Raw genomic sequence first — 24852 nt, 5'->3', positions numbered from 1 at the left:
TGCGCTCCGGCGGAAGGCGGTAAACCTGCATCGCATCGGAAGGGAGCCCCGGGCCGGTACCGGCGGCTGAAGGCCGCGGGCAAAGAAAGCCGGCTACTCAAAAATCAGGAACATGCGTTCAAGGATAGCAGAACACCGGTACCGCTTCCGCACCTGGCCGGTTTCCCATCAGGCGGGCGGCCCACTAATCTGGCCAGTTATGGAATCTGCCCACTATTTCAGCGCCTCACCTGCGGGCCCGTTCACCCGCAAGCCCCTCACTGTTGAACTGGCCGGTGAGACGCGGAAGCTGCAGACCTCGTCGGGCATCTTCAGTCCGGACGGAATCGACAAGGGGACGGCCATCCTGCTGGCGGAGGTCCCCGCTCCCGCCCCGCAGGGAAACCTGCTCGACATCGGCTGCGGCTGGGGACCCATCGCCCTGACCATGGCGCTGCGGGCACCGCACGCGCAGGTCTATGCAGTGGATGTGAATGAACGCTGCGTCGCGCTCACGAACGGGAACGCCGAACTGCTTGGGCTCAGCAACGTCGCGGCCAGCAGGCCGGAGGACGTGGACCCTGAAATCCGCTTCGACACCATCTGGTCCAATCCCCCGATCAGGATCGGCAAGGATGAGCTGCACTCACTCCTGCTGCTCTGGCTGCCGAGGCTGGCGCCGGGCGGTTCGGCGTGGCTGGTGGTGCAGAAGAACCTGGGCTCGGATTCGCTTCAGCGCTGGCTTGCGGGGGCGCTGGACGACTCCTTCACTGTGTCGCGGGAAGGCACGTCCAAGTCGTTCAGGATCCTGCGGGTCAGGAAAGCGTCCCGGTAGCAACGATCGTTGCCGGTCCGCTAAGTTCGACGTGCTCGCGGCCGCCGGCGACAGTGAAGAACTTCACGCCCACAACGCCGCCCGGCACCTTTACCTGCCAGGCGTCCGGGGCGCCCTGCCCGGCCCAGTGGCGGATGGCCACCGCCGCCGCGCACGCGCCGGTGCCGCAGGACTGCGTTTCGCCGACGCCGCGTTCATGGACCCGCATGGTGACGGTGCCCACGCCGTCGTGCACCAGCGGCTCGGCCGGGACAACAAACTCGACGTTGGTGCCGTTGGCGGGAGTCGGGTCGACGTGCGGGGCGGTGAAAAGCCGGGTGTCCCGGAGTTCGGACAGCTCGGCCAGGGCGACGACTGTGTGGGGGTTGCCCATGCTGACGGACAGCGCCGGCCGCGGCACCTCGAGTCCGTCGGCGCTGACCAGCGAATCCATGGCACGGGCCGCTGCCTCGTCCGGGAAGATGAACTCCCAAGGGCCCATGTCGACGGCGTAGCCGTCACCTGTGCGGACAATGGTCTTGACGCCGCCGCGGGTGCCGATGGTCAGGGAGCCGCCGGCAGGCAGCTCAGCCAGGCCTTCGGCCAGAAGGAAGTGGACGAACACGCGCACGCCGTTGCCGCACATCTCCGACAGGGAACCGTCACCGTTGCGGTAATCCATGAACCACTCGGCGTCGGGGTTTTCGGCAAGAAGCTGCCGGCCCTCGTCAAGGAGCCGGGACGGGACGGCGCGGATGAGGCCGTCACCGCCGATGCCGCGGTGGCGGTCGCACAGCTGGGCGACCTGCTCCGCAGAGATTGCGTGCACGCCTTCGGGGTCAGCCACCAGGACGAAGTCGTTGCCTGTTCCATGGCCCTTGGAGAACCGCAGTCCGCTCAGTGTGGTGGCGGCAGGCCGGACTGATTCTGCAAGGGTTTCATTCATGATTCAAGGTTACCCGCCCGCCGGCGGCGCCAGAAAACGGGTCAGCGGGCGAGGCCGATCGCCTTGGCGACCAGCTCGGGGTCCTGCCAGTCCAGCCAGCTGATGCGGGGGTCGGCCCGGAACCACGTTAGCTGCCGGCGAGCGAACTGTCTGGTGGCCACGATGGTTTCCCCGGCTGCCTGCGCTACGTCCGCTTCGCCGTCGAGCACTTTGAGGAACTGCGCGTAGCCCAGTGCGCGCGGTGCGGTCTTGCCGCGGCGCAGGCCCTGGGCGTCCAGCCGTTCGACTTCCGCGAGCAGCCCCCGCTCCACCATCCGGTGCACGCGGACGGCGAGCCGGTCGCGCAGCTGCTCACGGTCCACCTCCAGGCCGATCTGGACGGCCGGCTGGTGGTACTCGCGGGTAGGCATGAAGGAGCTGAACGGGCGTCCCGTCAGTTCGAACACCTCAAGCGCGCGGATGATGCGGCGGGCGTCTGAGAGGCGTCCGGCGGAGACGGGATCCACCGCGCGGAGGCGGTCCAGCAGCACCGCAGTGCCTGCCTCGGCGTTCTCCTGTTCGAGCCGGGCCCGGATTTCCGGATCGGTTCCCGGAAAGTCCAGCACGTCGAGGGCGGCGCGGACATACAGGCCCGACCCGCCGGCCAGGATGGCGCGCCTGCCGCGGCGGTGGATGTCGGCGACGGCGGCCCTCGCCTGCTGCTGGAAGTCCGACACCGACGCCTCCTGCGTCACGTCCAGGATGTCCAGCAGGTGGTGCCGGACTCCCCGCTGTTCGGCTTCGGTGACCTTGGCGGTGCCGATGTCCATGCCGCGGTAGAACTGCATGGCGTCGGCGTTGACCACCTCGCCATCCAGGGCCAGGGCAAGTTCGACGGCGAGGTCGGACTTTCCCGATCCGGTGGGTCCGACGACCGCTATGACGGGGGGCCGGCCCGCCACCGGGTCAGCGGCTCCGCACCGGGAGCGAGGGCATGCCAAGCGACACGCCGGTCCTGCCTGCCCCGGTGGCACCTGCTGCACCGGGTGCCCCCGCACCCGGTACAGGGGCTCCGCAGGAGTCGGCCTGCGCCCTGTCCCAGGCATCACCGGCGCGGGACCTGCGCAGGGAGTAGTCGTCCGCGGTGGCCGGATCGGCGATCAGGTGGAAGGCGGCGGCTTCTGTGATGGTGACTGTCACCAGGTCTCCGGGCCTCGGGGCAGGAGCGCCCTCGGGAACCGTGAAGTGGACAAGGCGCTGGTCCTGCGAACGTCCGGAGAGGCGGTGGGTTTCCTCCGACTTACGGCCGGACTGGGCGGTTACCATGACCTCAACCCGGCGTCCCAACTGGGTGGCGTTCTCTTCCGCGGCAATGCGGTCCTGGAGCGCGGTGAGTCGCTCGAAGCGTTCCTGCACCACTGCCTTGGGCAGCTGGTCCGGGAGGTCAGCGGCCGGCGTGCCGGGCCGCTTGGAGTACTGGAAGGTGAAGGCGGTGGCGAAGCGTGACTTTTCGACGACGTCCAGGGTTGACTGGAAATCCTCCTCCGTCTCCCCCGGGAAACCGACGATGATGTCCGTCGAGATCGCGGCATGCGGCATTTTGGCGCGGACCTTGTCCAGGATGCCGAGGAACTTCGCCGACCGGTAGGAACGCTTCATGTCACGCAGGACCTTGTCCGAGCCCGACTGGAGCGGCATGTGGAGCTGCGGCATTACGTTGGGCGTCTCGGCCATGGCGTCGATGACGTCATCGGTGAACGCGGCCGGATGGGGGCTGGTGAACCTCACCCGTTCCAGGCCCGGGATCTCGCCGCAGGCGCGCAGCAGCTTGGAGAAGGCCTGGCGGTCCCCGAACTCCACCCCGTACGAGTTCACGTTCTGGCCGAGTAGCGTCACTTCGATGGCCCCGTCGTCCACCAGGGCCTGCACCTCGGCGAGGATCTCCCCGGGCCGGCGGTCCTTTTCCTTGCCGCGCAGGGCAGGGACGATGCAGAAGGTGCAGGTGTTGTTGCAGCCCACCGAAATGGACACCCAACCCGAATAGACCGAGTCGCGCTTGGTGGGCAGCGTGGACGGAAAGACGTCCAGCGACTCAAGGATCTCCAGCTGCGCCTCGTTGTTGTGGCGCGCCCGGTCCAGGAGGGCGGGCAGGGCGCCGACGTTGTGTGTGCCGAAGACCGCATCTACCCAGGGCGCCTTCTTCAGGATGGTTTCGCGGTCCTTCTGGGCGAGGCAGCCACCGACGGCGATCTGCATCCCCGGGTTGGCTGCCTTGATCGGCGCCAGCTGGCCGAGGTTGCCGTAGAGCTTGTTGTCAGCGTTCTCCCGCACCGCGCAGGTGTTGAAGACGACGACGTCGGCCTGGGCACCGTCCGCCGGTACATAACCGGCGGCTTCCAGCATCCCCGCCATGCGCTCGGAGTCGTGAACGTTCATCTGGCAGCCGAAAGTGCGCACCTGATAGGTGCGGGGCACAGCGGCGTCGCCGGTTGGTTCGTTTTCGGTGCCGGCTGCGGGGGAAGGATAGGTCAGACTCACCCATTAAGGGTACCGGCTGCTAAGGCTACCGGGTGCGCTCACTCCCAGTCCGCGGTGGCCTCGACGGAGTCGCCGCCGCTCTGGGCACCCCCGGCTGCAGCGTCCAGGACCTCGGCCACGATCCGAAAGGCCTGCGAGGGCTGGTACCCCTTGCGCGCGAGCATGGACGCGAGCCGCCGCGTGATCTTGTCCCGCTCCGCCCGGTCTGACAGGTCCGTCCCCGGCCGCAGCTTGCGTTCCACGAGATGGCGAGCGGCGGCTTCCTCGTCCTCGTCACTCAGCTGCTCCAAGGCGGACGCCGCCGTGTCAGCGTCAATGCCCTTGTCCGCGAGTTCCCGGCGGAGGGCTCCCTTGGCCAGCCTGCGCGACTGGGACCGGCTCCGCACCCACATGTCCGCGAATTCGGCGTCGTCAACGAGCCGGACCTCTTCGAAGCGGTCCAGCACGGCCGCGGCGACGTCCTCCGGCACGTTGCGCTCGGCCAGCTTGCGTTCAAGCTGCAGCCGGCTTTTGGGCGATGCGGTCAGCTGGCGCAGTACGATGGCGCGCGCCACCGACGCCGGATCTGCGTCCCGGTCCTCATCGGGTTCCGGGCCGGGTCCTGCTGTGCGGTCCCCTCCGGCCTTGGCGAAGGCCGAAGAGGACCGGCGTTTGCTAGAAGCCGTCAACGGCCTTCAGCTTCGGTGAGGCTGCAGCGTCGGCCGCGGGCTTGGTTCCCACGCCGAGCTTTTCCTTGATGAGCCGTTCCAGTTCTGCGGCGAGTTCCGGGTTGTCGCGCAGGAAGCGGCGCGAGTTCTCCATGCCCTGGCCAAGCTGGTCGCCGTCGTACGTGAACCAGGAGCCGGACTTCTTGATAATGCCGTGCTCCACGCCCATGTCGATAATGCCGCCCTCGCGGGAGATGCCCTGGCCGTAAATGATGTCGAATTCGGCGATCTTGAAGGGCGGGGCCATCTTGTTTTTGACGATCTTGGCCTTGGTCCGGTTACCGACGGAATCGGCACCTTCCTTCAGGGTCTGGATGCGGCGGACGTCGATGCGCACGGACGCGTAGAACTTCAGCGCCTTACCACCGGTGGTGGTTTCCGGTGAACCGAAGAACACGCCGATCTTTTCACGCAGCTGGTTGATGAAGATGGCGGTGGTCTTGGTCTGGCTCAGCCGGCCGGTGATCTTTCGCAGGGCCTGGCTCATGAGGCGTGCCTGCAGGCCGACGTGGCTGTCGCCCATGTCGCCTTCGATTTCGGCGCGGGGCACCAGTGCTGCCACGGAGTCGATGACCACGATGTCCAGTGAACCTGAACCCACCAACATGTCCATGATTTCCAGGGCCTGCTCACCGGTGTCCGGCTGGGAGACCAGCAGGGCGTCCGTGTCCACGCCGAGCTTGGCGGCGTAGTCGGGATCAAGGGCGTGCTCGGCGTCAATGAAGGCAGCGATGCCGCCGGCACGCTGGGCGTTGGCCACAGCGTGCAGGGCAACGGTGGTCTTACCCGAGGATTCCGGGCCGTAAATTTCCACGACGCGGCCGCGCGGCAGGCCGCCGATTCCCAGCGCGACATCCAGCGCGATGGAGCCGGTGGGGATGACCTCGATGGGGGCACGTGTTTCGTCGCCCAGCCGCATGATCGATCCCTTGCCGAACTGCTTGTCAATCTGCGCGAGCGCTGCTTCCAGCGCTTTTTCACGATCCGGGGCTGCCGCCATGGTTCACACCTCTAATGCTTTCTCGCTTTGGAGGGGCCTCTGCGGCCCTCTGTCTGTCATCACCGACGCTAGCGCCACCCGCTGACATTCTTACCGGGCAGGCGTGCGTATGTGGATAACCCGCTGCCAAAGAGCATAGTCGCACCCGAACAGATATTCGAACAATCGGTCGGCGTGTCAGCAGCTTCTCATCGCGGGCGGAGAGCCTCTCAGACCAGGTCGGGGCCGTCCTGTCGCGGCTTGATATCGCGGCCGAGCCGGCGCTCCTCGGGCACGTCCTGCACGTCACAGACTGCCAGCCAGACGTCGCGCGGACTGACGCCCGCGGCGAGGGCTTGGTTCGCCGTACGGCCGCCGACGCCAGCAAGGACGAGCGAGCCACCCAGTACGCGCGAGTAGCCGGAGCCGAATTCATCGTCCATCAGCCGCCAGAAATCACTAATTCTCACTCAATAGAGTCTCTCACGGACACTGACTCTAGAATGGTTGCCATGAGCAACCCCGCTGAAGCCCCCGGAGCCACTGCCCCCTTCGAGGACACGCTTGATACGGCACTGACCAACGTGGAGCATCAGATCAGCCTTTTCTGGCGGCGGGCCAGGTCCATTTCCCAGCAACTGTCCCGCGAGGTCCACCCGGATATGGAGCCGGCCGCCTACGGCCTTCTCACCGTGATCCGTAAGAACGGCCCCATCCGGCTTACCGAACTTGCATCCTGCATCGGCGTCGGCAAGCCTTCCGTCAGCAGGCAGATCGCCTTCCTTGAAAGCATCGGCCTGGTGCTCAAGGAAGCCGACCCGCTGGACGGCCGGGCGCAAACGATCCGGCTTACCGCCGAGGGCGAAGAGAAGATGCACCAGGTGCAGGATGCCCGGCGGCAGGTTTTCCGGGAGCGCCTGGGCGAATGGCCGGTGGAGGACCTTGAGGCGCTGGCCACCTACATGGCCAAACTCAACGCCACGTACGAACGTGACGGATTCCCCCGCGACGGTGACTCCTAGTAGACGGTGCTTCCTAGCCAGGACAGCCAGGCAGCCGACTAAATAGGATTTCAGGCACGACGAAGGCCTCCGGCACATTGCCGGAGGCCTTCGCTGTAGTTATCTGGCCCGGATTACGGGACTCAGTTACCGGGCGCTGGAGAGCAGTTCCGTGGCGAGCTCGTTGTTAAGCTCGCTGCTCAGGTCACGCTCAAGGTCCCGGCCGTAGCGCTGGGAGAATTCCTGCGGGACGGTGTCCGGCACCGCAACGCCTTCAGCGACGGCCACGCGGTCGCTGACCTCGCGGAGCATGCTGGAAAGCGGAACATCCAGGGCCGAACAGATCGAGGACAGGAGTTCCGAGGAGGCTTCCTTCTGGCCGCGTTCCACTTCACTCAGGTACCCCAGGGAGACCCGGGCGCTGTGCGAGACTTCGCGGAGGGTACGCCCTTGACGCTGGCGGACATCGCGCAGTACATCACCGATTTCGTGACGAAGTACAACCATCTTGCGCTCCTTCTGTTCGCTCTTGGCCTGATCGGCGAGGCCCACGTCCTTCCAGCGGACAACGCCGTTTACGGACACGGGCTGCTTTACCATCTGTATCGCCTTGCTCCCTCATGGTTCCGGTTTACTGTGACGTAAACCGCATATGTTCTCTTCATCCTAGGCGCCTCCCTCAGGCGGAGGCGACACAATGTGACAACTATTCGGACTCACTTTTTGTTCCCGGCAACCTTACTGCGGGTAGCTTAGCGCAGTCGGGGGGCCAGGTCAGCGTAGCCGGAAACTCAGCTTAACGCAGCCAGGGCCTCCTGAAGACGCTCCAAAGCAGCGCCACAGGCAAGCCCGCGGATCTCTGCCCGGGTGCCCTGAAAGCTGTAGGGAAAGGTCTCCACACCGTGTGCGGTGGCGACGCCCACGAACACCGTTCCCACGGCCTTGCCGTCATGTGCATCCGGCCCGGCTACGCCCGTGGTGGAGACGGCCAGGTCCGCGCCGCAGATCCGCCGGGCGCCTTCCGCCATAGCGGCAGCCACCGCTTCGTCCACCGATCCGACGGCGTCCAGCAGGTCTTGCGGGACGCCAAGAACGTCCCGTTTTACGGCGTTGTTGTAGGAGACCACGCCGCCTTGCAGCATGGCAGACGCCCCCGGAGTGTCGGCCAATACGGCGGCGACCATGCCGGCGGTGAGTGACTCCGCGGTGGCAACGGTGACGCCACGCCCGACGGCCGCAGCGACGGCCTCCCCGGCAATCCGGTGCAGATTCCTCACGGTTGGCCCTCCTGCTTGGGGATGTCCTGCTTGGGAATGTCCTGATTGGGTGTTTCCTGCTTGGGGAGGCCCCGGTTCGCGGATTCCTGCTGGCCACGGTCAGCAGCGCGCCGGCGGAGCCCCTCCGACCTGACTTTCAGCGCCTGGACGACGTATTCGATGCCGGTCCAGACGGTGATCAGCACGGCTGCCAGCATCACGGCGAAGGCCACCCAGGTCAGCCACGGTGCGATGGATGCCAACGGAAGAAGGTAGAGGAAGATCGCCACGGTCTGGACGACCGTCTTGAGCTTTCCGCCGCGCGATGCCGGGATGACGCCGTAGCGGATCACGAAGAACCGAAGCGCGGTGATGCCCCACTCGCGGACCAGGATCACGATCGTGATCCACCATGGCAGCTCACTCAGTACGCACAGCATGACCAGCGCAGAGCCGGTCAGCAGCTTGTCCGCGATCGGATCGGCGATCTTGCCGAAGTCGGTGACCAGTCCCCTGCTGCGGGCGATGTCGCCGTCGAGCTTGTCCGTGTAAATCGCGACGGCAAACGTGGCCACTGCTGCCCAGCGCCACCCGCCGGACTCGCTCTGCAGTCCCGGGGCATCGGCGATGAGGAACCACACGAAGAACGGCACCAGCACAATGCGGAGCATCGTGAGGATGTTGGGAAGATTCCAGATCCCGGAGCTGTTGGAGCCGGCCGCGGTCGCTTCGGTGCTTGTCACCCTTCTAGGCTACCGTCTTCGGCACTGCCGACTTCTTCTTCATCACCTTAGGACTACCGGCCGGTGAGGGACCAGGCGTCCTCGGAACCGTCCTCGTCGTCACCGGAACTGTCGGCGCCGTCGTGATAGTCGATGCTCTGGGTGCGGTTGTCCAGGTCCGCGGCAACGAGGTCCTCCGCGTAGCCGCCCTGCGCGATGTTGGCGTTGGCGTTGTCGCTGAGCGCGGCGGTCTGCGCATCGGCCATGGCCGGCGCTTCCTGGCCCTTCATCGCAGCCAGCACGGCGGCGAGGTCGTCCGGCTTGACCAGCACATCGCGCGCCTTGGAACCTTCAGACGGGCCAACCACGCCGCGTGATTCGAGCAGGTCCATGAGGCGGCCGGCCTTGGCGAACCCGACGCGGAGCTTGCGCTGCAGCATGGACGTCGAACCGAACTGTGTGGTGACCACCAGCTCCGTGGCCTGCAGCAGCACTTCGAGGTCGTCCCCGATGTCGTCGTCGATCTGCTTCTTCTGCGCTTCGGGTGCGACGTCGTCACGGTAAACAGCCTGGAGCTGGCCCTTGACGTGTTCAACCACCTTGTGGATCTCGGATTCGGTGACCCAGGCGCCCTGCACACGCATCGCCTTGGAGGCACCCATCGGAAGGAACAGGGCGTCACCCTGACCGATCAGCTTCTCTGCACCGGGCTGGTCCAGGACCACGCGGGAGTCGGTAACGGATGAGGTGGCGAAGGCCATGCGGGACGGCACGTTGGCCTTGATCAGGCCGGTGACCACGTCAACGGACGGGCGCTGCGTGGCGAGCACCAGGTGGATGCCGGCGGCACGGGCCAGCTGCGTGATGCGGACGATGGAATCCTCGACATCGCGCGGCGCCACCATCATCAGGTCGGCGAGCTCATCGACGATCACCAGGAGGTACGGGTAGGGCCGGATGACGCGCTTGGAGTCCACGGGCGGCTGGACCTTGCCGGCGCGCACTGCCTTATTGAAGTCGTCGACGTGCTTGAAGCCGTAGTTGGCGAGGTCGTCATAGCGGGCGTCCATCTCGCGGACCACCCACTGGAGTGCCTCGGCCGCCTTTTTGGGGTTGGTGATGATGGGGGTGATGAGGTGGGGCACGCCTTCGTAGGCGGTAAGTTCCACGCGCTTGGGGTCGACCATGACCATGCGGACCTCGTCGGGGGTGGCGCGCATCAGCAGGGACGTGATCATGGAGTTCACGAACGAAGACTTACCGGCACCGGTGGCACCGGCCACCAGCAGGTGGGGCATTTTCGCGAGGTTGGCCACGACGTAGCCGCCCTCGACGTCCTTGCCGACGCCCATGACCATGGGGTGGTCCGTGCGGCGCGCGTTCTGGCTGCGCAGGACATCGCCCAGCGACACCGTCTCACGGTCCGTGTTGGGGATCTCAATACCGATGGCCGACTTGCCGGGAATGGGGCTGAGGATGCGGACGTCGCTCGAGGCAACGGCGTACGAGATGTTCTTGGAAAGCGCGGTGACCCGCTCCACCTTGGTGCCGGGCGCCAGTTCGATCTCATAGCGGGTCACGGTCGGACCCCGGCTGAAGCCGGTCACGGAGGCATCCACGTTGAACTGCTGGAGCGTGTCCGTCAGGGCGGCCACGACGGCGTCGTTGGCTTCCGTGCGCTCCTTGGGAATGGATCCGGGCGTCAGCACATCAGACGACGGCAGCGTGTACGTGACGTCGCCCGCGAGGGACAGCTGCTCCGTGCGCTGCGGAATGGGGGTGGGCAGCGGCGCAGGCGCCACAGGCTTGGAAGGCACCTGCACGGCAGCACCGGGAGCTGCACCGGGTGCATTCGCCGAACCGGCCATGCCCGGAACCACGAGCGGGATGGCTTCGGTAGCGTTCTCGGCGTCGGCGCCCTTGGCGCCGAGCCCCTGGGCTGCCTTGATCTTCTCGACGGCGATCTCCGCCTGGGTGGGGCGCCGGACTCCGGGGGCCACGGCGGGGGTTCCCTTGCCGGCGGACGGTGACGGATCGTCGTCCTCGATCACGGCGTGCTCAAAGGCTTCGTCTCCGACGTAGCCCTCCAGCTTGGGGTCAGCTTCCTCACCCTTGCCAAAGAGCCGCTTACGCTTCTTCTTCGGGGCGGGAGGGGTGTTTTCGTACGGGTAGCTGCGGTCGTGGGCGTCGCCGTCGTTCTCCTGAAGGTCGATGCCCATCAGGTGCTCATAGGCACCACGCAGCCGCCGCGGAATGGCTCCGAACGGCGTCGCCGTGACGATGAGCACCGACACGAAGGCCAGTAGCCCGTACAGGACCACCGGGACGGCGGGGTGGATGGCGGCCAGCGGGGAGGCTGCCAGGAATCCCAGCATGCCTCCGGCCTGCCGCAGCCCGTCGAAGCCCTCACTGACGGTCGGCTGGCCGCCCACGATGTGCGCAATGCCGCAGCCTGCGAACGTCATGATGAGGAAGCCGATGCCCACGCGGTTGTTTCCGCGGCCGTCCACAGGCTGACGGAACAGCCTGCAGGCGCACACGAAGAGCATGAGCGGCAGGACCAGCGACATCCAGCCGAAAGTGCCGTTGACCACGGCGTAGACAGCGTCCGGGAACCAGCCGCGGAAACCCCACCAGGCGAAGGTGGCGATGAAGACCGCCAGGGCCAGGTTGAACAGGGCGGCACCGTCACGGCGGTCTTCGGCTGCCACGTCGCTGACGTCCTGGCCGATGCGGCGCACTCCCCCGCCCACCAGGTGGCCGATGCCCAGCCAGGCCCCGCCGGCCACCCGCAGCAGCCAGGGCTGCCGGTGTTCGACGGCGGGAAGCTGACGCGTCCGGGCGCTGCCGCCGGACGATCCGGCCCGGCCGGATTTGGCCGCCGAGGAGCCGCTGCGGCCTGCGGATGCGCCCGTTTTGCTGTTGGGGGTACGTTTTGGCGCGGGGGAAGTACGAGTGGCCATATCTGCCACGGTACTCCACTGTGGCCGCGGAACCGCGGATTTCCGGGCCTTCGGGGGCTGTGTTCAGCCCCCGGGCACCGTCACTTAAGCCTCCAGCACCACCGGGATGATCATGGGGCGCCGGCGCAGCTTGCGGTTGACCCACGTGCCGACGGCCCGGCGAACGATCTGCTGCAGCTGGTGGTTGGTGTGGTCCGCGTTGCTGAGCACGGCCTCCTCCAGCGCGGCGTTGATCTTGGGGATGATGTCGTCGAAGACCGAGTCGTCCTCGGCGACGCCGCGGGCGTGGATCTCGGGCCCGGAGACAACCTTGCCTGTGGCCCGGTTGATGACGGTGATGATGGAGATGAAGCCTTCGTCGCCGAGGACTCGGCGGTCCTTAAGGTCGGCGTCGGTGATTTCGCCGACGCTGGAGCCGTCCACATACACGAAGCCGACCTCAACCTGGCCCACGATGTCGGCCTGGTGGTCCCGCAGGTCGATCACCGTGCCGTTGTCCGCAAGCAGGATGCTGGCCGCCGGAACGCCCGACTCCTCCGCGATCTTGCCGTTGGCGATCAGGTGGCGCGTCTCGCCGTGCACCGGCATGGCGTTGAGCGGCTCGAGGATGTTGTAGCAGTACAGCAGCTCCCCTGCCGCGGCATGGCCGGACACATGGACCTTGGCGTTGCCCTTGTGGATCACGTCGGCGCCGAGCTTCAGCAGGCCGTTGATGATGCGGAAGACGGCGTTCTCGTTGCCGGGGATGAGGCTGGACGCCAGGATGACGGTGTCACCCTGGCCCACCACCACGCGGTGGTCGCCGTTGGCCATGCGTGAAAGCGCGGCCATGGGCTCGCCCTGGGAACCGGTGGACATCAGCACTACCCGGTTGTCGGGCAGGGTGTCGATGTTCTTCAGATCCACTACTATGCCGTCCGGCACATGCAGGTAGCCAAGTTTGGCGGCGATGGCCATGTTCCGCACCATGGAACGTCCCACGAAGGCGACGTTACGGCCGTGCTTGGCCGCGGCGTCCAGGACCTGCTGCACCCTGTGGACGTGCGAGGAGAACGACGCGACGATGATGCGCTTGGTGGCCTGGGCGAAGAGCCGGTCCAGGGTGGGGCCGATCTCCTTCTCCGCGGTGGTGAATCCCGGGACGTCGGCGTTGGTGGAGTCGGACATGAACAGATCCACGCCTTCTTCACCCAGCTTGGCGAAATGCCGGAGATCGGTGATGCGGCCGTCCAGGGGCAGCTGGTCCATCTTGAAGTCGCCCGTGTGCAGCACCGTGCCGCCGGCCGTGCGGATGAAGACGGCCAAAGCGTCCGGGATGGAGTGGTTGACGGCCACGAACTCGCACTGGAAGGGACCGAACTGCTCCACCTGCCCCTCGGTGACGGACAACGTGTAGGGCTTGATCCGGTGTTCCTGCAGCTTGGCCTCAACCAGCGCCAGCGTCAGCTGGGAACCCACGAGCGGAATGTCGTTGCGGAGCCGCAGCAGATACGGAACGGCTCCGATGTGGTCCTCGTGGCCGTGCGTGAGGACTACGGCGACGATGTCATTGATCCGGTCCTCGATGTAGGAGAAATCGGGCAGGATCAGATCAACGCCGGGCTGGGTTTCCTCGGGGAAGAGGACGCCGCAGTCGACAACCAGCAGCTTGCCGTCGATTTCGAACACAGCCATGTTCCGGCCGATTTCGCCCAGCCCGCCCAGCGGAACAATCCGCAGGGTGCCTTGGGGAAGGCGGGGAGGCGTAACGAGGCCGGGGAGGGCTACTTGGGTCATAATGCACTTCTTTCCAGACGGAAGAGTGCCGGTCTCAGTCCCTCAGGAAAAGACCAGCCCTCCTTCCGCCAAGTCCTCGCGGATGGTTTCGATCTCGGCTTCGTCCGGCTCCACGAGGGGCAAGCGGACAATCGAGTTGGGCAGGACTCCCTGCCATTTAAGAATTTGCTTGGCTGCCACGGCACCCTGGACACGGGTCATCGTTGCGCGCACTACCGGCTCAAGCTCGAAGTTGATCTTGCGGGCGGTCCCGAGGTCATTCGCGTTGATCGCGTCGATGAGCTCCCGGAAGCGGCGGGTGGCAACGTGCGTGGTGACACCCACGAGGCCCACGGCGCCCAGCGCCATCCACTGCAGGGTCAGGCCGTCGTCGCCGGAGTAGAAGGCAAGGTCGGTCTCGGCAAGAACGCGGGTGGCCGCAGCGAAGTCGGCCTTGGCGTCCTTGACGGCCACGATGTTCGGGTGCTGGGCCAGACGGATCATGGTATCCGGCGCGATCTCGATGGAGGACCGTCCGGGGATGTCGTAGAGCATGACAGGCAGGTCCGTGGCGGAGGCGACCGTCTCGAAGTGCGCCCGAACGCCGGCCTGGCTGGGCTTGTTGTAGTAGGGCGTGACGATCAGCAGGCCGTCGACGCCCAGCTTTGCGGCTTCCTGGGACAGGTGCACGGAGTGTGCGGTGTCGTTGGTTCCGGTGCCGGCGATGACGGCGGCACGCCCACCCACGGCTTCCATCACGGCGCGGAACATCCCGAGGTTTTCCTCGTCGGTGAGGGTGGACGTCTCGCCGGTGGTCCCTGTGACGACGAGGCCGTCGCAGCCCTCGTCAACGAGCTTGCTGGCCAGTTCCGCGGCCTGCTGGTAATCGACCTTGCCGTCAGTGGTGAACGGGGTGACCATGGCGGTCAGGAGGGTGCCCAAGGCAGGAATGTTCGCGGAAGTGTCAGCCATGGGAAAAACGTTACCCTGTCACGTGCAGGTTAGGACAATGGCCGCCGCGTGATGATCGTCAAATTCCGGCGCGCACGCTAGCCGCGGTACCGATTCAGGGAACCCCGCCGCAGGACAGCGGTGACCACTTCCGTTCCTGTACCGCCCGCCTGCCGCATCGGCAGCCCGTCCGGTCCCCAGAAACCGCTCAGGCCGCAGGACGGCCCCAGCGGGGTGCGGCCCCCCAGGTTGGCAAGGACACCGTACATGCGGTTGTCCATGGCCCGCGCTCCAAGATGCAGCCCCAGCCGGTGGCCCTCCTCCTGCGTGTAGAGCGCCGAGACGGCATACACGTCGGCTCCGGCGGCGGCAGCAGCGCCGGAGTGTGCCGGATGGGCAGCATCGAAGCAGATGGCCAGCGCGACCCTCCAGCCGTCCACGTCCAGCATGAGCGGTTCTCGACCCCCCTCAGACCCGCGCCCTTGTTCGAACCCTGGCCCTGCTTCAAACAGGGACTGCTCGTCGCCGTGCAGGTGCGCCTTGAAGCCAGCCTCTTCCGCGCCGTTCGGGTGGACGGCCAGGGATGCGAGCCGCCGCGTGCCGTCCTGGTCCCGGAAGGGCGCCCCGACGACGGCGGTGATGCCGGTTCTGCGGCAGATCTCCCGGATCGGGTCCAGGCGATGGTCCGCGGGCGCCACCCACTGGTCCCTGCCCCGCCGGTCCCCGCCCCGCTGGTCCCCGCCCCGCTCGTCGCCTCCCCGCTGGTCCCCGCCCCGAAGCAGCGGCAGGTTGTACCCCGTGAGCGAGAGCTCGGGAAACACCACCAGCCTGGCGCCGTGCGAGTCAGCGTCCTCGATGAGGCGCACGTGCTCTGGCACATTGGTGTCGATGCCGCCCTCCAGGGCCGCGTACTGGATGGCGGATACGGTCAGCGGTGCGGTCACGAGCCCATCCTAGGCGGGGCCTGCCCCCGAGCAGTATCGCTCTACGGCCGCTTCCCGCAACGATTCGGCCCACAGGGTGAGGCGCTGCGCGGCGCGGACGTAGTGGAACAGCTCCGTGGGCGTCAGCGCATCGACGTCCGTTTCAGACAGCCGGCGTGCCAGCTCCGCCCCCGGCGCCTGGTCCGAGAGCGCAACGCCTTCCCGGCCCCACTGGACGTCCTCCCCAGGCTCCCCCGCAACGAGCTGCCGGAAAAGGAAGTCCACGACGCCGGGGCTCATCGCCTTCAGCGGATCACCCTTCAGCGAACCACCCCTGAGCGGATCACCTCTGGGCGGGTCAGCCCTGGGCGCAGGGGCCTTAACGGGGTCACTCTTGAGCCGGTGTCCGCCAAGCTCGCGCCCTTCCAGCTGGTGGCCTGCCGAGCGCCCTGATGACTTCTTCATGCCGGAAATACTATTCGAACATATATTCGAATACAAGACACCTGCCGGGATTAATCCTGACGAAGGGACACGACAACGGCAGTCCGCACCACTTCTTGTCCTGTCCCCGCCGGTTCCCAAGCTCGTGGTTTCGCGCACCCTCACGCAGGCCGCCTGGAACACGACCATGATTCACGACGTCGTGCCTGAACAAATCGCCGAACTGAAGGCCCAGCCCGGGGGTGACATCGCCCTTAGCGGCGGCAATTTGGCCTCCACCTTCATGCGGCACGGAGTGACTGACGAGTTCCGGGTTCTCGTCCATCCAATGGTTCTGGGGCGCGGCCGGCCGCTGTTCGAAGACCCCGATAACGGGATGAGTCTCAAGCTTGAGGGGACGCGGTCGTTCGGCAACGGTGTTGTTTTGCTCCATTACGCGAGCGACGGTGGCTAAGGCCCGGAGACAGCGGTTCACGAAAATCAGGCCTGCAAGGCGGATATGAGACGATCACACAATGACCTCGCGGAGCACGGCTGCATCTTCCAGGACAGCGAAGGGGCCGGCTACAGGCGTCCGACTGGCCGGTATTGACGCTGCCCGCGGCCTGGCCCTCCTTGGCATGATGGCCACCCACCTCCTCCCCACCTTCGAGCCCAATGCCGCGCTGACCCCGACCTGGGTGGGCCTGACGTTCTCCGGCCGTGCGGCCGCCCTGTTTGCCGTGCTCGCGGGAATCGGCCTCGCCCTGTCCACCGGCAAGCAACAACCGCTTGACGGACCCGCACTGACGGCGGCACGGCGCGGCATCGCGATGCGCGCCCTGGTAATTGCCGTCGTCGGGCTCGCGCTCGGCGGACTTGACGTCAACATCGCGGTGATCCTGGTGCACTACGCCGTGCTGTTCCTGTGCATTCTGCCGTTCATCGGGCTGCGACTGAAGGTCCTGTGTGCCTGGGGTGCAGGCTGGATCCTGCTGTCCCCGTTGTTTGCCTTCCTGCTTCGGCCCTGGCTCATGGCCGCAGATCCGCCGCTGCAGCTCAACCACAACCCGGGGTGGGAGGACCTCACCACCCCGGGCCAGCTGCTGGGCGACCTGTTCCTGACGGGGTACTACCCGGTGTTCCAGTGGATTTCGTATCTGCTGGTGGGGCTCATCATCGGCAGGCTCGCACTGACCACGGCAATCGTTCCCGTGCTGCTGCTGCTCGGCGGCACTGCCGTGGCGGCATTCTCCAAGGTCCTGGGCACGGCGGCGATGGAGCAGTGGGGCGGCCGCGCCGCCCTGCAGGACATCCTCGCGGACCCCAACTATCCGTTGGACAGCCTTCTGCAGGTCAATCTCGCCGGTGTCCGGCAGGAGGGATCGTGGTGGTGGCTGGCCAGCAGCGCGCCCCATTCCGGAACAACGCTGGACCTGCTGCATACCAGCGGCGTGGCTGCCGCCGTCGTCGGCCTTTGCCTTCTGGTGGGCAGGCTGGGGCAGTGGCTGGCCCTGGACCTGCTGCTTCCGCTGCGCGGACCGGGCGCCATGACGCTGACGCTGTACACCGCCCACGTTTGCGTGGTGGCGTCGTTCCATCTCAAGCCATTGCCTGTGGGATGGACCGAGGACGGGATGTACTTCGCGCACGCGGCGCTGGCCGTGGTGATTGGAATGGTCTTCGTAATCCTGAAATGGCGCGGTCCGCTGGAATGGCTCGGGCACGCCGCCAATCAGGTGGGCCGGCACCAGCCGGCAAGAATCCGCTAGCGGGCCACAGCGTCGCCGGAGGCGCGGAACAGCCGCACGGCATCGCGCATGGAGGAACGTGCCCGCTTCCGGTCGCCGGAGGCGTCATAGGCGCAGCTGAGCCTGAACCAGGACCGCCAGTCGTCCGGGGCGGCCTCTGTTTCTGCCCGGTACTTCTCGAACTCCTGGTCCGCGGCGGCCCGGATGATCCGGCCGGCCGGCGTGCGGGGCAGGTTGTCCTCCGGCAGGCCGCCTTCGGCTTCAAGCACACGTGCCATCTGTTCGGTCCGGGCGCCGAAAAGGAGTTCCCGGATCAGGGCCCAGGCGCCGATCACCGGCAGCACGAGGTACGCCGCGCCGATGGCTTTGGCCACCGGCTCGGCGTCCGTCAGCAGCAGGACGGAGCGCTGGAAGGACACCACGAGATAGAAGACCAGCAGGAGCGTCACCGCGCCCACCCAGATCTTGGTGCGGTTTGTCCTCAGCCAGCGAAGAAGCGGTTTCACTGCGTTACAACCCCAGGTCCAGGTAGCCGTCCAGGCCAACGGTGAGCCCGGGGTGGGCTGCGACGTTCCGCACACCCAGGAGAACGCCGGGCATGAACGAAGCCCGGTCGAAGGAATCATGGCGGAGCGTCAGCTGCTCCCCCGGGCCGCCCAGCAGGACCTCCTGATGCGCCACGAGCCCCCGGAGCCGGACGCTGTGCACGCGCACGCCGTCCACGTCGCAGCCGCGGGCGCCGGCCAGTTCGGTGGTGGTGGCATCCGGGCTGGGGCCGACGCCGGCCGCCTGGCGTTCCGCTGCCACCAGCTGGGCGGTACGCACGGCGGTACCCGACGGCGCGTCCACCTTGTCCGGATGGTGGAGTTCGATGATCTCCACGGATTCGAAGTACTTGGACGCCTTGGCAGCAAATGCCGACGCGAGCACGGAGCCCAGGGCGAAGTTGGGTGCTATCAGCACACCGACCCCGGGGTGGCCGGCCAGCAGGGTCTCCAGCGACTCCAGCCTGCCCAGGTCCCAGCCCGTGGTGCCCACCACGGCGTGCATGCCGTTTTCGACGGCGAAGCGGACGTTCTCCTCGGTGCTCTCCGGAACGGTGAGGTCGACGACGTATTGGGTGCCGGCGTCGAGCAAGGAATCCAGGGAGTCACCGCGTCCCAGCGCTGCGACGAGCTTCATGTCGGGAGCGGCCTCCACAGCTTTGACGGCCTCGGCGCCCATGCGCCCGTTTGCGCCCAGAACGGCGACAGGAAGTTGTTGGGTCATGGCTTCCACACTACCGTTCGGGTGACCGCCGGACGGAACCGGAGTGAATGCGTTACCTCACGCGCGGGCGGCCTGCCTGCCCGGCCGGATCACCGGCGCTGCCCGCGTATCACCGCCGCTGCCGTCTTCTATTCCCCGGCACTGCCGTCGCTTACTCTCCGGCGCTGCAGTCTCCTACTCCCCGGCCCCGACCCACTCCACGGTGCCGTCGCTGAAGAACTGTTCTTTCCAGATCGGCACTTGCGCCTTGACCCGGTCCACCAGCTCGGAGCACACGGCGAAGGCCTGCCCGCGGTGGGCGGCCGACACCGCGCAGACGAGGGCGGGGTCGCCGATTTCCAGCGGGCCCACCCGGTGCGCGACCCAGATCCGGACCGGAGGAACCGCGCCGGCAGCCTCAGCACCGTCGGACGCAGCGCTGTCCGCGCCCGCCGCCTCGGCCTGCTCTGCCACCAGCTGCGCCACGACGTCGTCCAGCACCTTCCGGGCCGTGGGGTGGGCGCTGTAGCTGAGCCGGTCGACCGGCTTGCCGCCGTCGTGGTTCCGGACCACGCCGCTGAAGCTGACCACCGCTCCGGCAGTCTCCGATTCCACGGCGGCGATGGCCTGGTCCACGGAGATGGGTTCGGTGCTGAGCACCGCGGTTACTACTTCGAACGAAGCCTCAGTGGCCATGTCCGCCCTCCAACTGGTCGCACAGGTGCCCGATCACCGGGTCCAGGACGGAGAGACCGTCCATGACCCCCTTGGGTGATCCGGGCAGGTTGATGATGAAAGTCCGGCCGGCCGAACCGGCATGTCCGCGGCTCAGCATGGCATGCGGCGTCTTCGCCGTTCCGAACTGGCGGATGCCCTCCATGATGCCGGGAATTTCGCGGTCCAGCAGCGGCAGCGTCATTTCCGGCGTGCGGTCGTCCGGGCTCAGGCCGGTGCCGCCGCTGGTGATGACGACGGCGGGTTCCTGGGTCAGGAGCGCGCGGATCGCCGCGCCCACCGGCTCACCGTCGGGCACCACCATGACCGGATACGGCACGAAACCGTGTTCGGTGAGCCAGTCTGTGATGACGGGCCCGGTCTCGTCCTGGTAGACGCCGGAGGCAGCGCGTGTTGAGGCAATGACGACGCCGGCTTTCCGGCCCTGCACCTCGCCGTGGACGTGTGGTGCCGCGGTTGCCGAAGGGTGGTTGCTCACAGGGCCCAGTCCCCGCTCTTGCCGCCGCTCTTGGCCAACACCTTGATGTCCGTGAGGACGGCGTGCTTGTCCACGGCCTTGATCATGTCGTAGACGCTCAGCGCCGCCACGGAGGCGGCAGTCAGGGCCTCCATTTCGACGCCGGTCACACCCCGGGTCTTGACGGTGGCCAGGATATCCACGGTCTCCGGGCCGAGTTCGAAGTCGACAGTCACTTTCGAAATCGGGAGCGGGTGGCACAGCGGGATCAGCTCAGGGGTTTTCTTGGCCGCCATGATTCCGGCAACCCGGGCCACGGCCAGGGCATCGCCCTTGGGCAGACCGCCGGTGCCCAGCAGCGCCAGGACCTCGGCGGTGCTGCGGACCGTCGCCGTGGCCGTGGCCTCGCGCGTGGTTTCCGGTTTTCCTGAGACGTCCACCATCTGGGCCGTGCCGTCTCGGCGCAGATGGGTCAGGGCGCCGTGGTCATTTTCTGCAGTCACAACATCCATACTTCCACCTCGGCGCCCTCGTCGAGAGCGGCGGTGCCCACGGGTACGTGGACCAGGGCATTCGAGTGGGCCAGTGCCTGCACCAGATGCGAGCTTTCGCCGCCCTGCAGCCGGACTGTGCCGTCGCCCTGCAGAGACCCCCGCCGGACCTGGTGCTTGCCGGCCGGGGAAGACAGCGACTGAGCCAGCCGTGCCCGGACCGCGGGCCTGGGCGCGGGTGCGCCAAACAGTTCGGCCAACACCGGGCGGAGGAACATCTCAAAGGAGACGAGGCAGCTGACGGGGTTCCCCGGAAACGCAAGGAGGGGGACGCCGTCGAACGTTCCCAGCCCCTGGGGGCCGCCGGGCTGCATCGCGACGTGCTGGAACGCGACGTCCTGGCCGTCCATGGCCTGCCGCACCACCTCGTACGCGCCCTTGCTCACTCCCCCGGTGGTGACAATCAGGTCCACCGCGGACGTGTGGGTGCGCAGCAGCGTCCGCAGGCCGTCCGGGCTGTCGGCGGAAATACCCGCCCTGGTCACGTCAAGTCCCGCCTGCCGCAGCGCGGACTCCAGGAGGGTGCCGTTGGCGTCATAGATCTTGCCGTCCCCCAGCGGTTCCCCGGGTTCCACCACTTCATCGCCGGTGGTGACCAGCAGAACCGAAAGCTGTTTGCGCACCAGTACCTCGGGGAGCCCCAGCGCGGCGAGCAGGCCCAGCTGCGCCGCGCCCAGACAGGTGCCCGCGGCCAATGCCTGCTGGCCGGCTTCGATGTCGCTCCCGGCGGCTCGGATGAACGTCCCGGCAGCCGTGGCCGGCAGTCTTACCTCAGCCTCTTCCCCTGCGGCCGGAAAGACGGAGGGGGCGGCCCGTTCGATGGGTACGACGGCGTCTGCGCCGTCGGGCACCATGGCACCGGTCATGATGGGGACAGCGGTGCCCGGCTGCAGGGGCGGAGGTTTCGCCCCTGCCGGAACCGGAGCCGCCACGCGCAGGTCCGCCCCGCCGTCGGGCACGTCGCCGGAGCGGATGGCAAAGCCATCCATCTGGGAGTTCCGAAACGGGGGCAGGCTCAACGGCGCGGTGATGTCCTCGGCGAGCCCCCGGCCCAGGGCCTGGACCAGCGGCAGCCTTTCGGTCCGCTCCGGGGACAGCAGCGGTTCCAGGAGCTCCCTGACCGCCTGCCGGTGGTCTGCAACGCTCCGGTGGGCGCCGTGATCGTGGATGCCGTGATCGTGGATGCCGTGATCGTGGATGCCGGCGTCGGCGGAGGGTGCTGCGGATCGTACGGCGGCATCGCCGTGCGGCTGCGAATGGCTGTGCATGTCGGGCCTTTGGTGGGCTACGTCTTCACGTCCACTCTAATGGTGTGGAAGCCCGTGGCACCGTCCGGCGCCACCGATCGCTGTTCCTCCGTCTGCGCAGTACCTTTCAGGTCCGTGGCCCGTACCTGGATTTCGTGCTGCCCCGGCTTCAGGTCAATGCCCAGCTGCCACTGATACCACGTGTCCACCGAGATGCCCGGAGCGAGCCGGGTCGGCTGCCAGCTGCCACGGTCCACGCGCAGCTCAACCTTGCCGATTCCGGTGTGCTGCTCCCAGGCCACACCGCCAAACACCACGGTCCCGGCCGGTACCGAAGCCCCGTTCCGGGGCACGTCGATCCGGGATGAGATCTTGATGGGACCGCGCTCGGACCAGCCGCGCGGCGTCCAGTAGGCAACGTCGTCGGCGAACCTGGTGACCTTGAGTTCGGTGAGCCACTTGGTCGCGGAGACATACCCGTACAGCCCGGGGACGATCATCCGCACGGGGAAGCCGTGTTCGAGCGGCAGCGGCTCGCCGTTCATGCCCACGGCGAGCAGCGCATCACGGCGGTCGGTGAGCACCTCCAGCGGCGTGCTGGCCGTAAAGCCGTCCGAGCTTCGTGACAGGACCATGTCGGCCTCCGGCGTGGGACCGGCCATCGCCAGCAGCTCCCGCACCGGCCAGCCCAGCCAGCGGGCATTGCCGATCAGGTCACCGCCCACCTCGTTTGACACGCAGGCGATGGTCACGTGCCGCTCGAGCAGGGGTTTCGCCAGCAGGTCCGCAAAGGAGACCTCGACTTCCCGTTCCACCAGCCCGGTGACCTTGAGCCTCCACTCGCGGGAATCAAGCACGGGGACGGACAGCGCGGTGTCGATGCGGTAGAAGTCAGGGTTGGGTGTAACCAGCGGGGCCACCCCGGCCAGTCGGATGTCAGCGCCGGCCGGAAGGGGCGGCGCCGGGGACTGCGGCGGGGGCAGCCGCAGGGTCCGGCGGACCTCGTTGACGCCGGCGGCCCCGCCCCGCCAGACGGTGACGACGGCGCCGCCCACCAGGACGCCGGCGGCGGTGCCTCCCAGCAGCTGGAAGAAGCCCCGCCGGGCCGGCCCCGGGTCAGCATCCCCGCCAGCGTCTGTAGCAGCCAGGCGCCTGACCAGCTTCAGCAGCACCGCGATCCCGATCCCGGCCGCAAGGAGCGGAAGAACGACGGCGGCGGCGGTAGCCTGGGCGCGGGTCAGGACCGCGGCCAGGCCCACGACGCCGAAAACGGCAAAGACAGCGGCTCCCGCGAAGCGACGGCGCAGCTCGAGGACACCTGCTGCGGACGCGAAAGCGGCGATTCCCAGCGCCATGCCAGCCAGCAGCGCAAGCTTGTCCGCTGTTCCGAAAAGGGAAACAGCCCAGTCCTTCACACCGGGCGGGACAGCGTCGATGACGGCGCCGCCCAGTGCTGTCATCGTTGAAAGTGAAGGACTGACGAAGCCGGCGATGAGTTCGCTGGCGACGAGTCCGGTGCCGGCTGCCACCACGCCTGCGGCCGCCGCCCACCGGCGCCGGTGCCGGCCTGGCTCATGGGACCCGTTCACCCTTCCAGCATAGGTTCAGCGGCGCTTTCCGGCACGGGGCATCCCGCCCGGCGCATCCCGATCACCGGGGCCGCAGCCCGCGGCCCGGTCACGGAACGCGACGGGTGTGATCGGCGGCCCGGGGTGGCGTAGCCTGAAGTCATGAGTGTTCAGCTTGGCATACCGCAGCTCCGTGAAGGAGGCGCACCCGATTCCGGTTCGCAGCCCCTTCCGGCTGCGCCCCCGGCCGGGGTCCCCGCCCGCCGCCCGACTGACGCTCCTGCCGGCCTCGCGGACCGCTACGGCCGCAGGGCCACAGATATGCGGCTTTCGCTCACGGACAAATGCAACCTCCGGTGTACGTACTGCATGCCGGCGGAGGGGCTGGAGTGGCTCGCCAAGCAGGCAGTCATGACCGGCGAGGAAATCGTGCGGATCGTGGGCATCGGCGTGAACCTGCTGGGCGTGCGCGAGCTGCGCCTGACCGGCGGCGAGCCGCTGGTCAGGGCCGACCTCGTCGACATCATCGGTGCGCTGCGCCAGGCACACCCTGAGCTTCCGATTTCCATGACGACCAACGGTGTGGGCCTGGACCGGAAAGCTGCAGCCCTCAAGGCCGCCGGCCTCACCCGCATCAACGTCTCCCTGGACTCGCTGCACGAGGAAACCTTCGCCAAACTGACCCGGCGCCCGTTCCTGGACCGGGTGCTCGCCGGAGTGGACGCCGCCTGGGCCGCCGGACTGGGACCCGTGAAACTCAACGCCGTGCTGATGCGGGGCATCAACGACACCGAATCGCCGTCCCTCCTCGCCTGGGCGCTGGAGCGCGGCTACGAACTGCGGTTCATCGAGCAGATGCCGCTGGACGCAGACCACGGCTGGACCCGCCGAAACATGATCACCGCCGCCGAGATCCGGGAACTCCTCTCCGAGGAGTTCGTGCTGAGCCCGGATCCGCGCGCCCGGGACGGCGCACCGGCGGAACGCTTTGAAGTACGACGCCGGGCTGCCAGCTCCGGAGTTTCAGGCGGTTCCGCTGATTCAACCGGCGCCGCAGACTCACACGGCCCGGTGCTGGGAACCGTGGGGATCATTGCCTCGGTCACCGAGCCGTTCTGCTCCGACTGCCGGCGGACCCGGATCACCGCCGAAGGCAAGATCATGAGCTGCCTCTTCTCCCGCGAGGAATTCGACCTGCTCGGCCTGCTAAGGCAAGGAGCCAGCGACGAGCATCTCGCCGAACGCTGGCAGGATGCCATGTGGCTGAAGCCCAAGGCCCACGGCATGGACCACGTGGGACTCGACGCTCCGGACTTCGTCCAGCCGGACCGCAGCATGAGCGCTATCGGAGGCTAATCC

26 protein-coding genes are annotated in these 24852 nt (G+C 67.2%); 5 read left to right on the top strand and 21 right to left on the bottom strand.

Features of this window, described 5'->3' with window-relative positions; translation table 11 throughout:
- Positions 1-199: 199 nt before the first annotated feature.
- A complete protein-coding gene (locus QFZ23_RS08535; RefSeq protein ID WP_306922109.1) occupies positions 200-814 on the top strand; it encodes a class I SAM-dependent methyltransferase in 615 nt (204 codons plus the stop codon).
- On the opposite strand, the gene dapF is transcribed toward QFZ23_RS08535, so the two are convergent.
- The 6 genes from dapF to QFZ23_RS08505 all read right to left on the bottom strand — a co-directional run bounded on the left by dapF (position 795) and on the right by QFZ23_RS08505 (position 6412).
- A complete protein-coding gene (gene dapF, locus QFZ23_RS08530; RefSeq protein WP_306922108.1) occupies positions 795-1739 on the bottom strand; it encodes a diaminopimelate epimerase in 945 nt (314 codons plus the stop codon). The genes QFZ23_RS08535 and dapF overlap by 20 nt on opposite strands.
- Before the next feature lie 41 nt (positions 1740-1780).
- On the bottom strand, positions 1781-2680 hold the full coding sequence (miaA, locus tag QFZ23_RS08525) for a tRNA (adenosine(37)-N6)-dimethylallyltransferase MiaA (protein ID WP_306922107.1): 900 nt from the start codon (positions 2678-2680) through the stop codon (positions 1781-1783).
- A gap of 4 nt (positions 2681-2684) precedes the next feature.
- The gene (gene miaB, locus QFZ23_RS08520) at positions 2685-4256 is read right to left on the bottom strand and encodes a tRNA (N6-isopentenyl adenosine(37)-C2)-methylthiotransferase MiaB (protein ID WP_306922106.1); all 1572 of its coding nucleotides are present in this window, start codon (positions 4254-4256) and stop codon (positions 2685-2687) included.
- A 38-nt stretch (positions 4257-4294) separates the two neighbouring features.
- Positions 4295-4924: a regulatory protein RecX gene (locus tag QFZ23_RS08515; protein WP_373427862.1), complete on the bottom strand. Its 630-nt coding sequence runs from the start codon at positions 4922-4924 to the stop codon at positions 4295-4297.
- Entirely contained in the window at positions 4911-5963 is a 1053-nt protein-coding gene (gene recA / locus QFZ23_RS08510; RefSeq protein WP_306922105.1) for a recombinase RecA, read from the bottom strand. Before recA ends, QFZ23_RS08515 begins: the two co-directional genes overlap by 14 nt.
- Before the next feature lie 209 nt (positions 5964-6172).
- Positions 6173-6412, bottom strand: a complete 240-nt coding sequence (locus QFZ23_RS08505; protein WP_306922102.1) for a DUF3046 domain-containing protein — start codon at positions 6410-6412, stop codon at positions 6173-6175.
- Between the two features lie 42 nt (positions 6413-6454).
- Between QFZ23_RS08505 and QFZ23_RS08500 the strand changes: the two genes are divergently transcribed.
- Entirely contained in the window at positions 6455-6964 is a 510-nt protein-coding gene (locus QFZ23_RS08500) for a MarR family winged helix-turn-helix transcriptional regulator (protein ID WP_306922101.1), read from the top strand.
- 126 nt (positions 6965-7090) lie between these two features.
- Here the strand turns inward: QFZ23_RS08500 and QFZ23_RS08495 are convergent, their stop codons facing one another.
- The 8 genes from QFZ23_RS08495 to QFZ23_RS08460 all read right to left on the bottom strand — a co-directional run bounded on the left by QFZ23_RS08495 (position 7091) and on the right by QFZ23_RS08460 (position 15978).
- Positions 7091-7543, bottom strand: coding sequence for a helix-turn-helix domain-containing protein (locus QFZ23_RS08495; protein ID WP_306922099.1), 453 nt, complete (start codon positions 7541-7543; stop codon positions 7091-7093).
- Between the two features lie 191 nt (positions 7544-7734).
- Positions 7735-8220, bottom strand: a complete 486-nt coding sequence (locus tag QFZ23_RS08490; protein ID WP_306922097.1) for a CinA family protein — start codon at positions 8218-8220, stop codon at positions 7735-7737.
- Positions 8217-8942, bottom strand: a complete 726-nt coding sequence (gene pgsA, locus QFZ23_RS08485) for a CDP-diacylglycerol--glycerol-3-phosphate 3-phosphatidyltransferase (protein WP_306922095.1) — start codon at positions 8940-8942, stop codon at positions 8217-8219. The genes QFZ23_RS08490 and pgsA overlap by 4 nt, the downstream gene beginning before the upstream one ends.
- Before the next feature lie 53 nt (positions 8943-8995).
- Entirely contained in the window at positions 8996-11884 is a 2889-nt protein-coding gene (locus QFZ23_RS08480) for an FtsK/SpoIIIE family DNA translocase (protein ID WP_306922093.1), read from the bottom strand.
- Positions 11885-11968: 84 nt separating this feature from the next.
- On the bottom strand, positions 11969-13660 hold the full coding sequence (locus QFZ23_RS08475) for a ribonuclease J (protein WP_306922091.1): 1692 nt from the start codon (positions 13658-13660) through the stop codon (positions 11969-11971).
- 42 nt (positions 13661-13702) lie between these two features.
- Positions 13703-14611, bottom strand: coding sequence for a 4-hydroxy-tetrahydrodipicolinate synthase (gene dapA, locus QFZ23_RS08470; RefSeq protein WP_306922089.1), 909 nt, complete (start codon positions 14609-14611; stop codon positions 13703-13705).
- Between the two features lie 77 nt (positions 14612-14688).
- Positions 14689-15534, bottom strand: a complete 846-nt coding sequence (locus tag QFZ23_RS08465; RefSeq protein WP_306922087.1) for a carbon-nitrogen hydrolase family protein — start codon at positions 15532-15534, stop codon at positions 14689-14691.
- 9 nt (positions 15535-15543) lie between these two features.
- On the bottom strand, positions 15544-15978 hold the full coding sequence (locus tag QFZ23_RS08460) for a hypothetical protein (protein ID WP_306922085.1): 435 nt from the start codon (positions 15976-15978) through the stop codon (positions 15544-15546).
- Between QFZ23_RS08460 and QFZ23_RS08455 the strand changes: the two genes are divergently transcribed.
- Both QFZ23_RS08455 and QFZ23_RS08450 read left to right on the top strand, forming a co-directional pair.
- Positions 15977-16411, top strand: a complete 435-nt coding sequence (locus tag QFZ23_RS08455; RefSeq protein WP_306922083.1) for a dihydrofolate reductase family protein — start codon at positions 15977-15979, stop codon at positions 16409-16411. The genes QFZ23_RS08460 and QFZ23_RS08455 overlap by 2 nt on opposite strands.
- Before the next feature lie 61 nt (positions 16412-16472).
- Positions 16473-17708 (top strand): heparan-alpha-glucosaminide N-acetyltransferase domain-containing protein, encoded by a 1236-nt coding sequence (locus QFZ23_RS08450; protein ID WP_306922081.1) that lies wholly within the window; start codon positions 16473-16475, stop codon positions 17706-17708.
- Here QFZ23_RS08450 and QFZ23_RS08445 read toward each other — a convergent pair.
- From QFZ23_RS08445 to QFZ23_RS08415, 7 genes are all read right to left on the bottom strand, one after another.
- Positions 17705-18193, bottom strand: coding sequence for a hypothetical protein (locus QFZ23_RS08445; protein ID WP_306922079.1), 489 nt, complete (start codon positions 18191-18193; stop codon positions 17705-17707). The genes QFZ23_RS08450 and QFZ23_RS08445 overlap by 4 nt on opposite strands.
- 4 nt (positions 18194-18197) lie before the next feature.
- Complete coding sequence (gene dapB / locus QFZ23_RS08440; protein ID WP_306922078.1) at positions 18198-18956, bottom strand: 4-hydroxy-tetrahydrodipicolinate reductase; 759 nt, start codon at positions 18954-18956, stop codon at positions 18198-18200.
- A gap of 174 nt (positions 18957-19130) precedes the next feature.
- The gene (locus tag QFZ23_RS08435; RefSeq protein WP_306922076.1) at positions 19131-19631 is read right to left on the bottom strand and encodes a molybdenum cofactor biosynthesis protein MoaE; all 501 of its coding nucleotides are present in this window, start codon (positions 19629-19631) and stop codon (positions 19131-19133) included.
- Positions 19621-20148 (bottom strand): MogA/MoaB family molybdenum cofactor biosynthesis protein, encoded by a 528-nt coding sequence (locus QFZ23_RS08430; RefSeq protein WP_306922073.1) that lies wholly within the window; start codon positions 20146-20148, stop codon positions 19621-19623. Before QFZ23_RS08430 ends, QFZ23_RS08435 begins: the two co-directional genes overlap by 11 nt.
- Positions 20145-20639, bottom strand: a complete 495-nt coding sequence (gene moaC / locus QFZ23_RS08425; RefSeq protein WP_306922071.1) for a cyclic pyranopterin monophosphate synthase MoaC — start codon at positions 20637-20639, stop codon at positions 20145-20147. Before moaC ends, QFZ23_RS08430 begins: the two co-directional genes overlap by 4 nt.
- Positions 20627-21946 carry a molybdopterin molybdotransferase MoeA gene (locus QFZ23_RS08420; protein WP_306922069.1) on the bottom strand — a complete coding sequence of 440 codons (1320 nt, stop codon included), beginning with the start codon at positions 21944-21946 and terminating at the stop codon, positions 20627-20629. The genes moaC and QFZ23_RS08420 overlap by 13 nt, the downstream gene beginning before the upstream one ends.
- Before the next feature lie 17 nt (positions 21947-21963).
- Positions 21964-23385, bottom strand: a complete 1422-nt coding sequence (locus QFZ23_RS08415) for a molybdopterin-dependent oxidoreductase (protein WP_306926757.1) — start codon at positions 23383-23385, stop codon at positions 21964-21966.
- A 270-nt stretch (positions 23386-23655) separates the two neighbouring features.
- On the opposite strand from QFZ23_RS08415, the gene moaA reads away from it, so the two are divergent.
- On the top strand, positions 23656-24849 hold the full coding sequence (moaA, locus tag QFZ23_RS08410; protein ID WP_306922066.1) for a GTP 3',8-cyclase MoaA: 1194 nt from the start codon (positions 23656-23658) through the stop codon (positions 24847-24849).
- The last annotated feature ends 3 nt before the right edge of the window (positions 24850-24852 follow it).

Origin of the sequence: Arthrobacter globiformis (assembly GCF_030818015.1) — a bacterium.
Taxonomy (GTDB): domain Bacteria; phylum Actinomycetota; class Actinomycetes; order Actinomycetales; family Micrococcaceae; genus Arthrobacter; species Arthrobacter globiformis_C.
Note: the sequence above shows the minus strand (reverse complement) of the source record. Positions and strands in the feature narration are given on the sequence as shown.

What these genes read in the sequence shown, in the direction of transcription:
- QFZ23_RS08535 (WP_306922109.1), top strand. Translation starts at nt 200, where the DNA reads ATGGAATCTGCCCACTATTTCAGCGCCTCACCTGCGGGCCCGTTCACC.
- dapF (WP_306922108.1), bottom strand. Translation starts at nt 1,739, where the DNA reads ATGAATGAAACCCTTGCAGAATCAGTCCGGCCTGCCGCCACCACACTG.
- recA (WP_306922105.1), bottom strand. Translation starts at nt 5,963, where the DNA reads ATGGCGGCAGCCCCGGATCGTGAAAAAGCGCTGGAAGCAGCGCTCGCG.
- QFZ23_RS08500 (WP_306922101.1), top strand. Translation starts at nt 6,455, where the DNA reads ATGAGCAACCCCGCTGAAGCCCCCGGAGCCACTGCCCCCTTCGAGGAC.
- QFZ23_RS08495 (WP_306922099.1), bottom strand. Translation starts at nt 7,543, where the DNA reads ATGGTAAAGCAGCCCGTGTCCGTAAACGGCGTTGTCCGCTGGAAGGAC.
- QFZ23_RS08480 (WP_306922093.1), bottom strand. Translation starts at nt 11,884, where the DNA reads ATGGCCACTCGTACTTCCCCCGCGCCAAAACGTACCCCCAACAGCAAA.
- QFZ23_RS08475 (WP_306922091.1), bottom strand. Translation starts at nt 13,660, where the DNA reads ATGACCCAAGTAGCCCTCCCCGGCCTCGTTACGCCTCCCCGCCTTCCC.
- dapA (WP_306922089.1), bottom strand. Translation starts at nt 14,611, where the DNA reads ATGGCTGACACTTCCGCGAACATTCCTGCCTTGGGCACCCTCCTGACC.
- QFZ23_RS08455 (WP_306922083.1), top strand. Translation starts at nt 15,977, where the DNA reads ATGCCGGAAATACTATTCGAACATATATTCGAATACAAGACACCTGCC.
- QFZ23_RS08460 (WP_306922085.1), bottom strand. Translation starts at nt 15,978, where the DNA reads ATGAAGAAGTCATCAGGGCGCTCGGCAGGCCACCAGCTGGAAGGGCGC.
- QFZ23_RS08450 (WP_306922081.1), top strand. Translation starts at nt 16,473, where the DNA reads ATGACCTCGCGGAGCACGGCTGCATCTTCCAGGACAGCGAAGGGGCCG.
- dapB (WP_306922078.1), bottom strand. Translation starts at nt 18,956, where the DNA reads ATGACCCAACAACTTCCTGTCGCCGTTCTGGGCGCAAACGGGCGCATG.
- QFZ23_RS08435 (WP_306922076.1), bottom strand. Translation starts at nt 19,631, where the DNA reads ATGGCCACTGAGGCTTCGTTCGAAGTAGTAACCGCGGTGCTCAGCACC.
- moaC (WP_306922071.1), bottom strand. Translation starts at nt 20,639, where the DNA reads ATGGATGTTGTGACTGCAGAAAATGACCACGGCGCCCTGACCCATCTG.
- QFZ23_RS08420 (WP_306922069.1), bottom strand. Translation starts at nt 21,946, where the DNA reads ATGCACAGCCATTCGCAGCCGCACGGCGATGCCGCCGTACGATCCGCA.
- QFZ23_RS08415 (WP_306926757.1), bottom strand. Translation starts at nt 23,385, where the DNA reads ATGACAGCACTGGGCGGCGCCGTCATCGACGCTGTCCCGCCCGGTGTG.
- moaA (WP_306922066.1), top strand. Translation starts at nt 23,656, where the DNA reads ATGAGTGTTCAGCTTGGCATACCGCAGCTCCGTGAAGGAGGCGCACCC.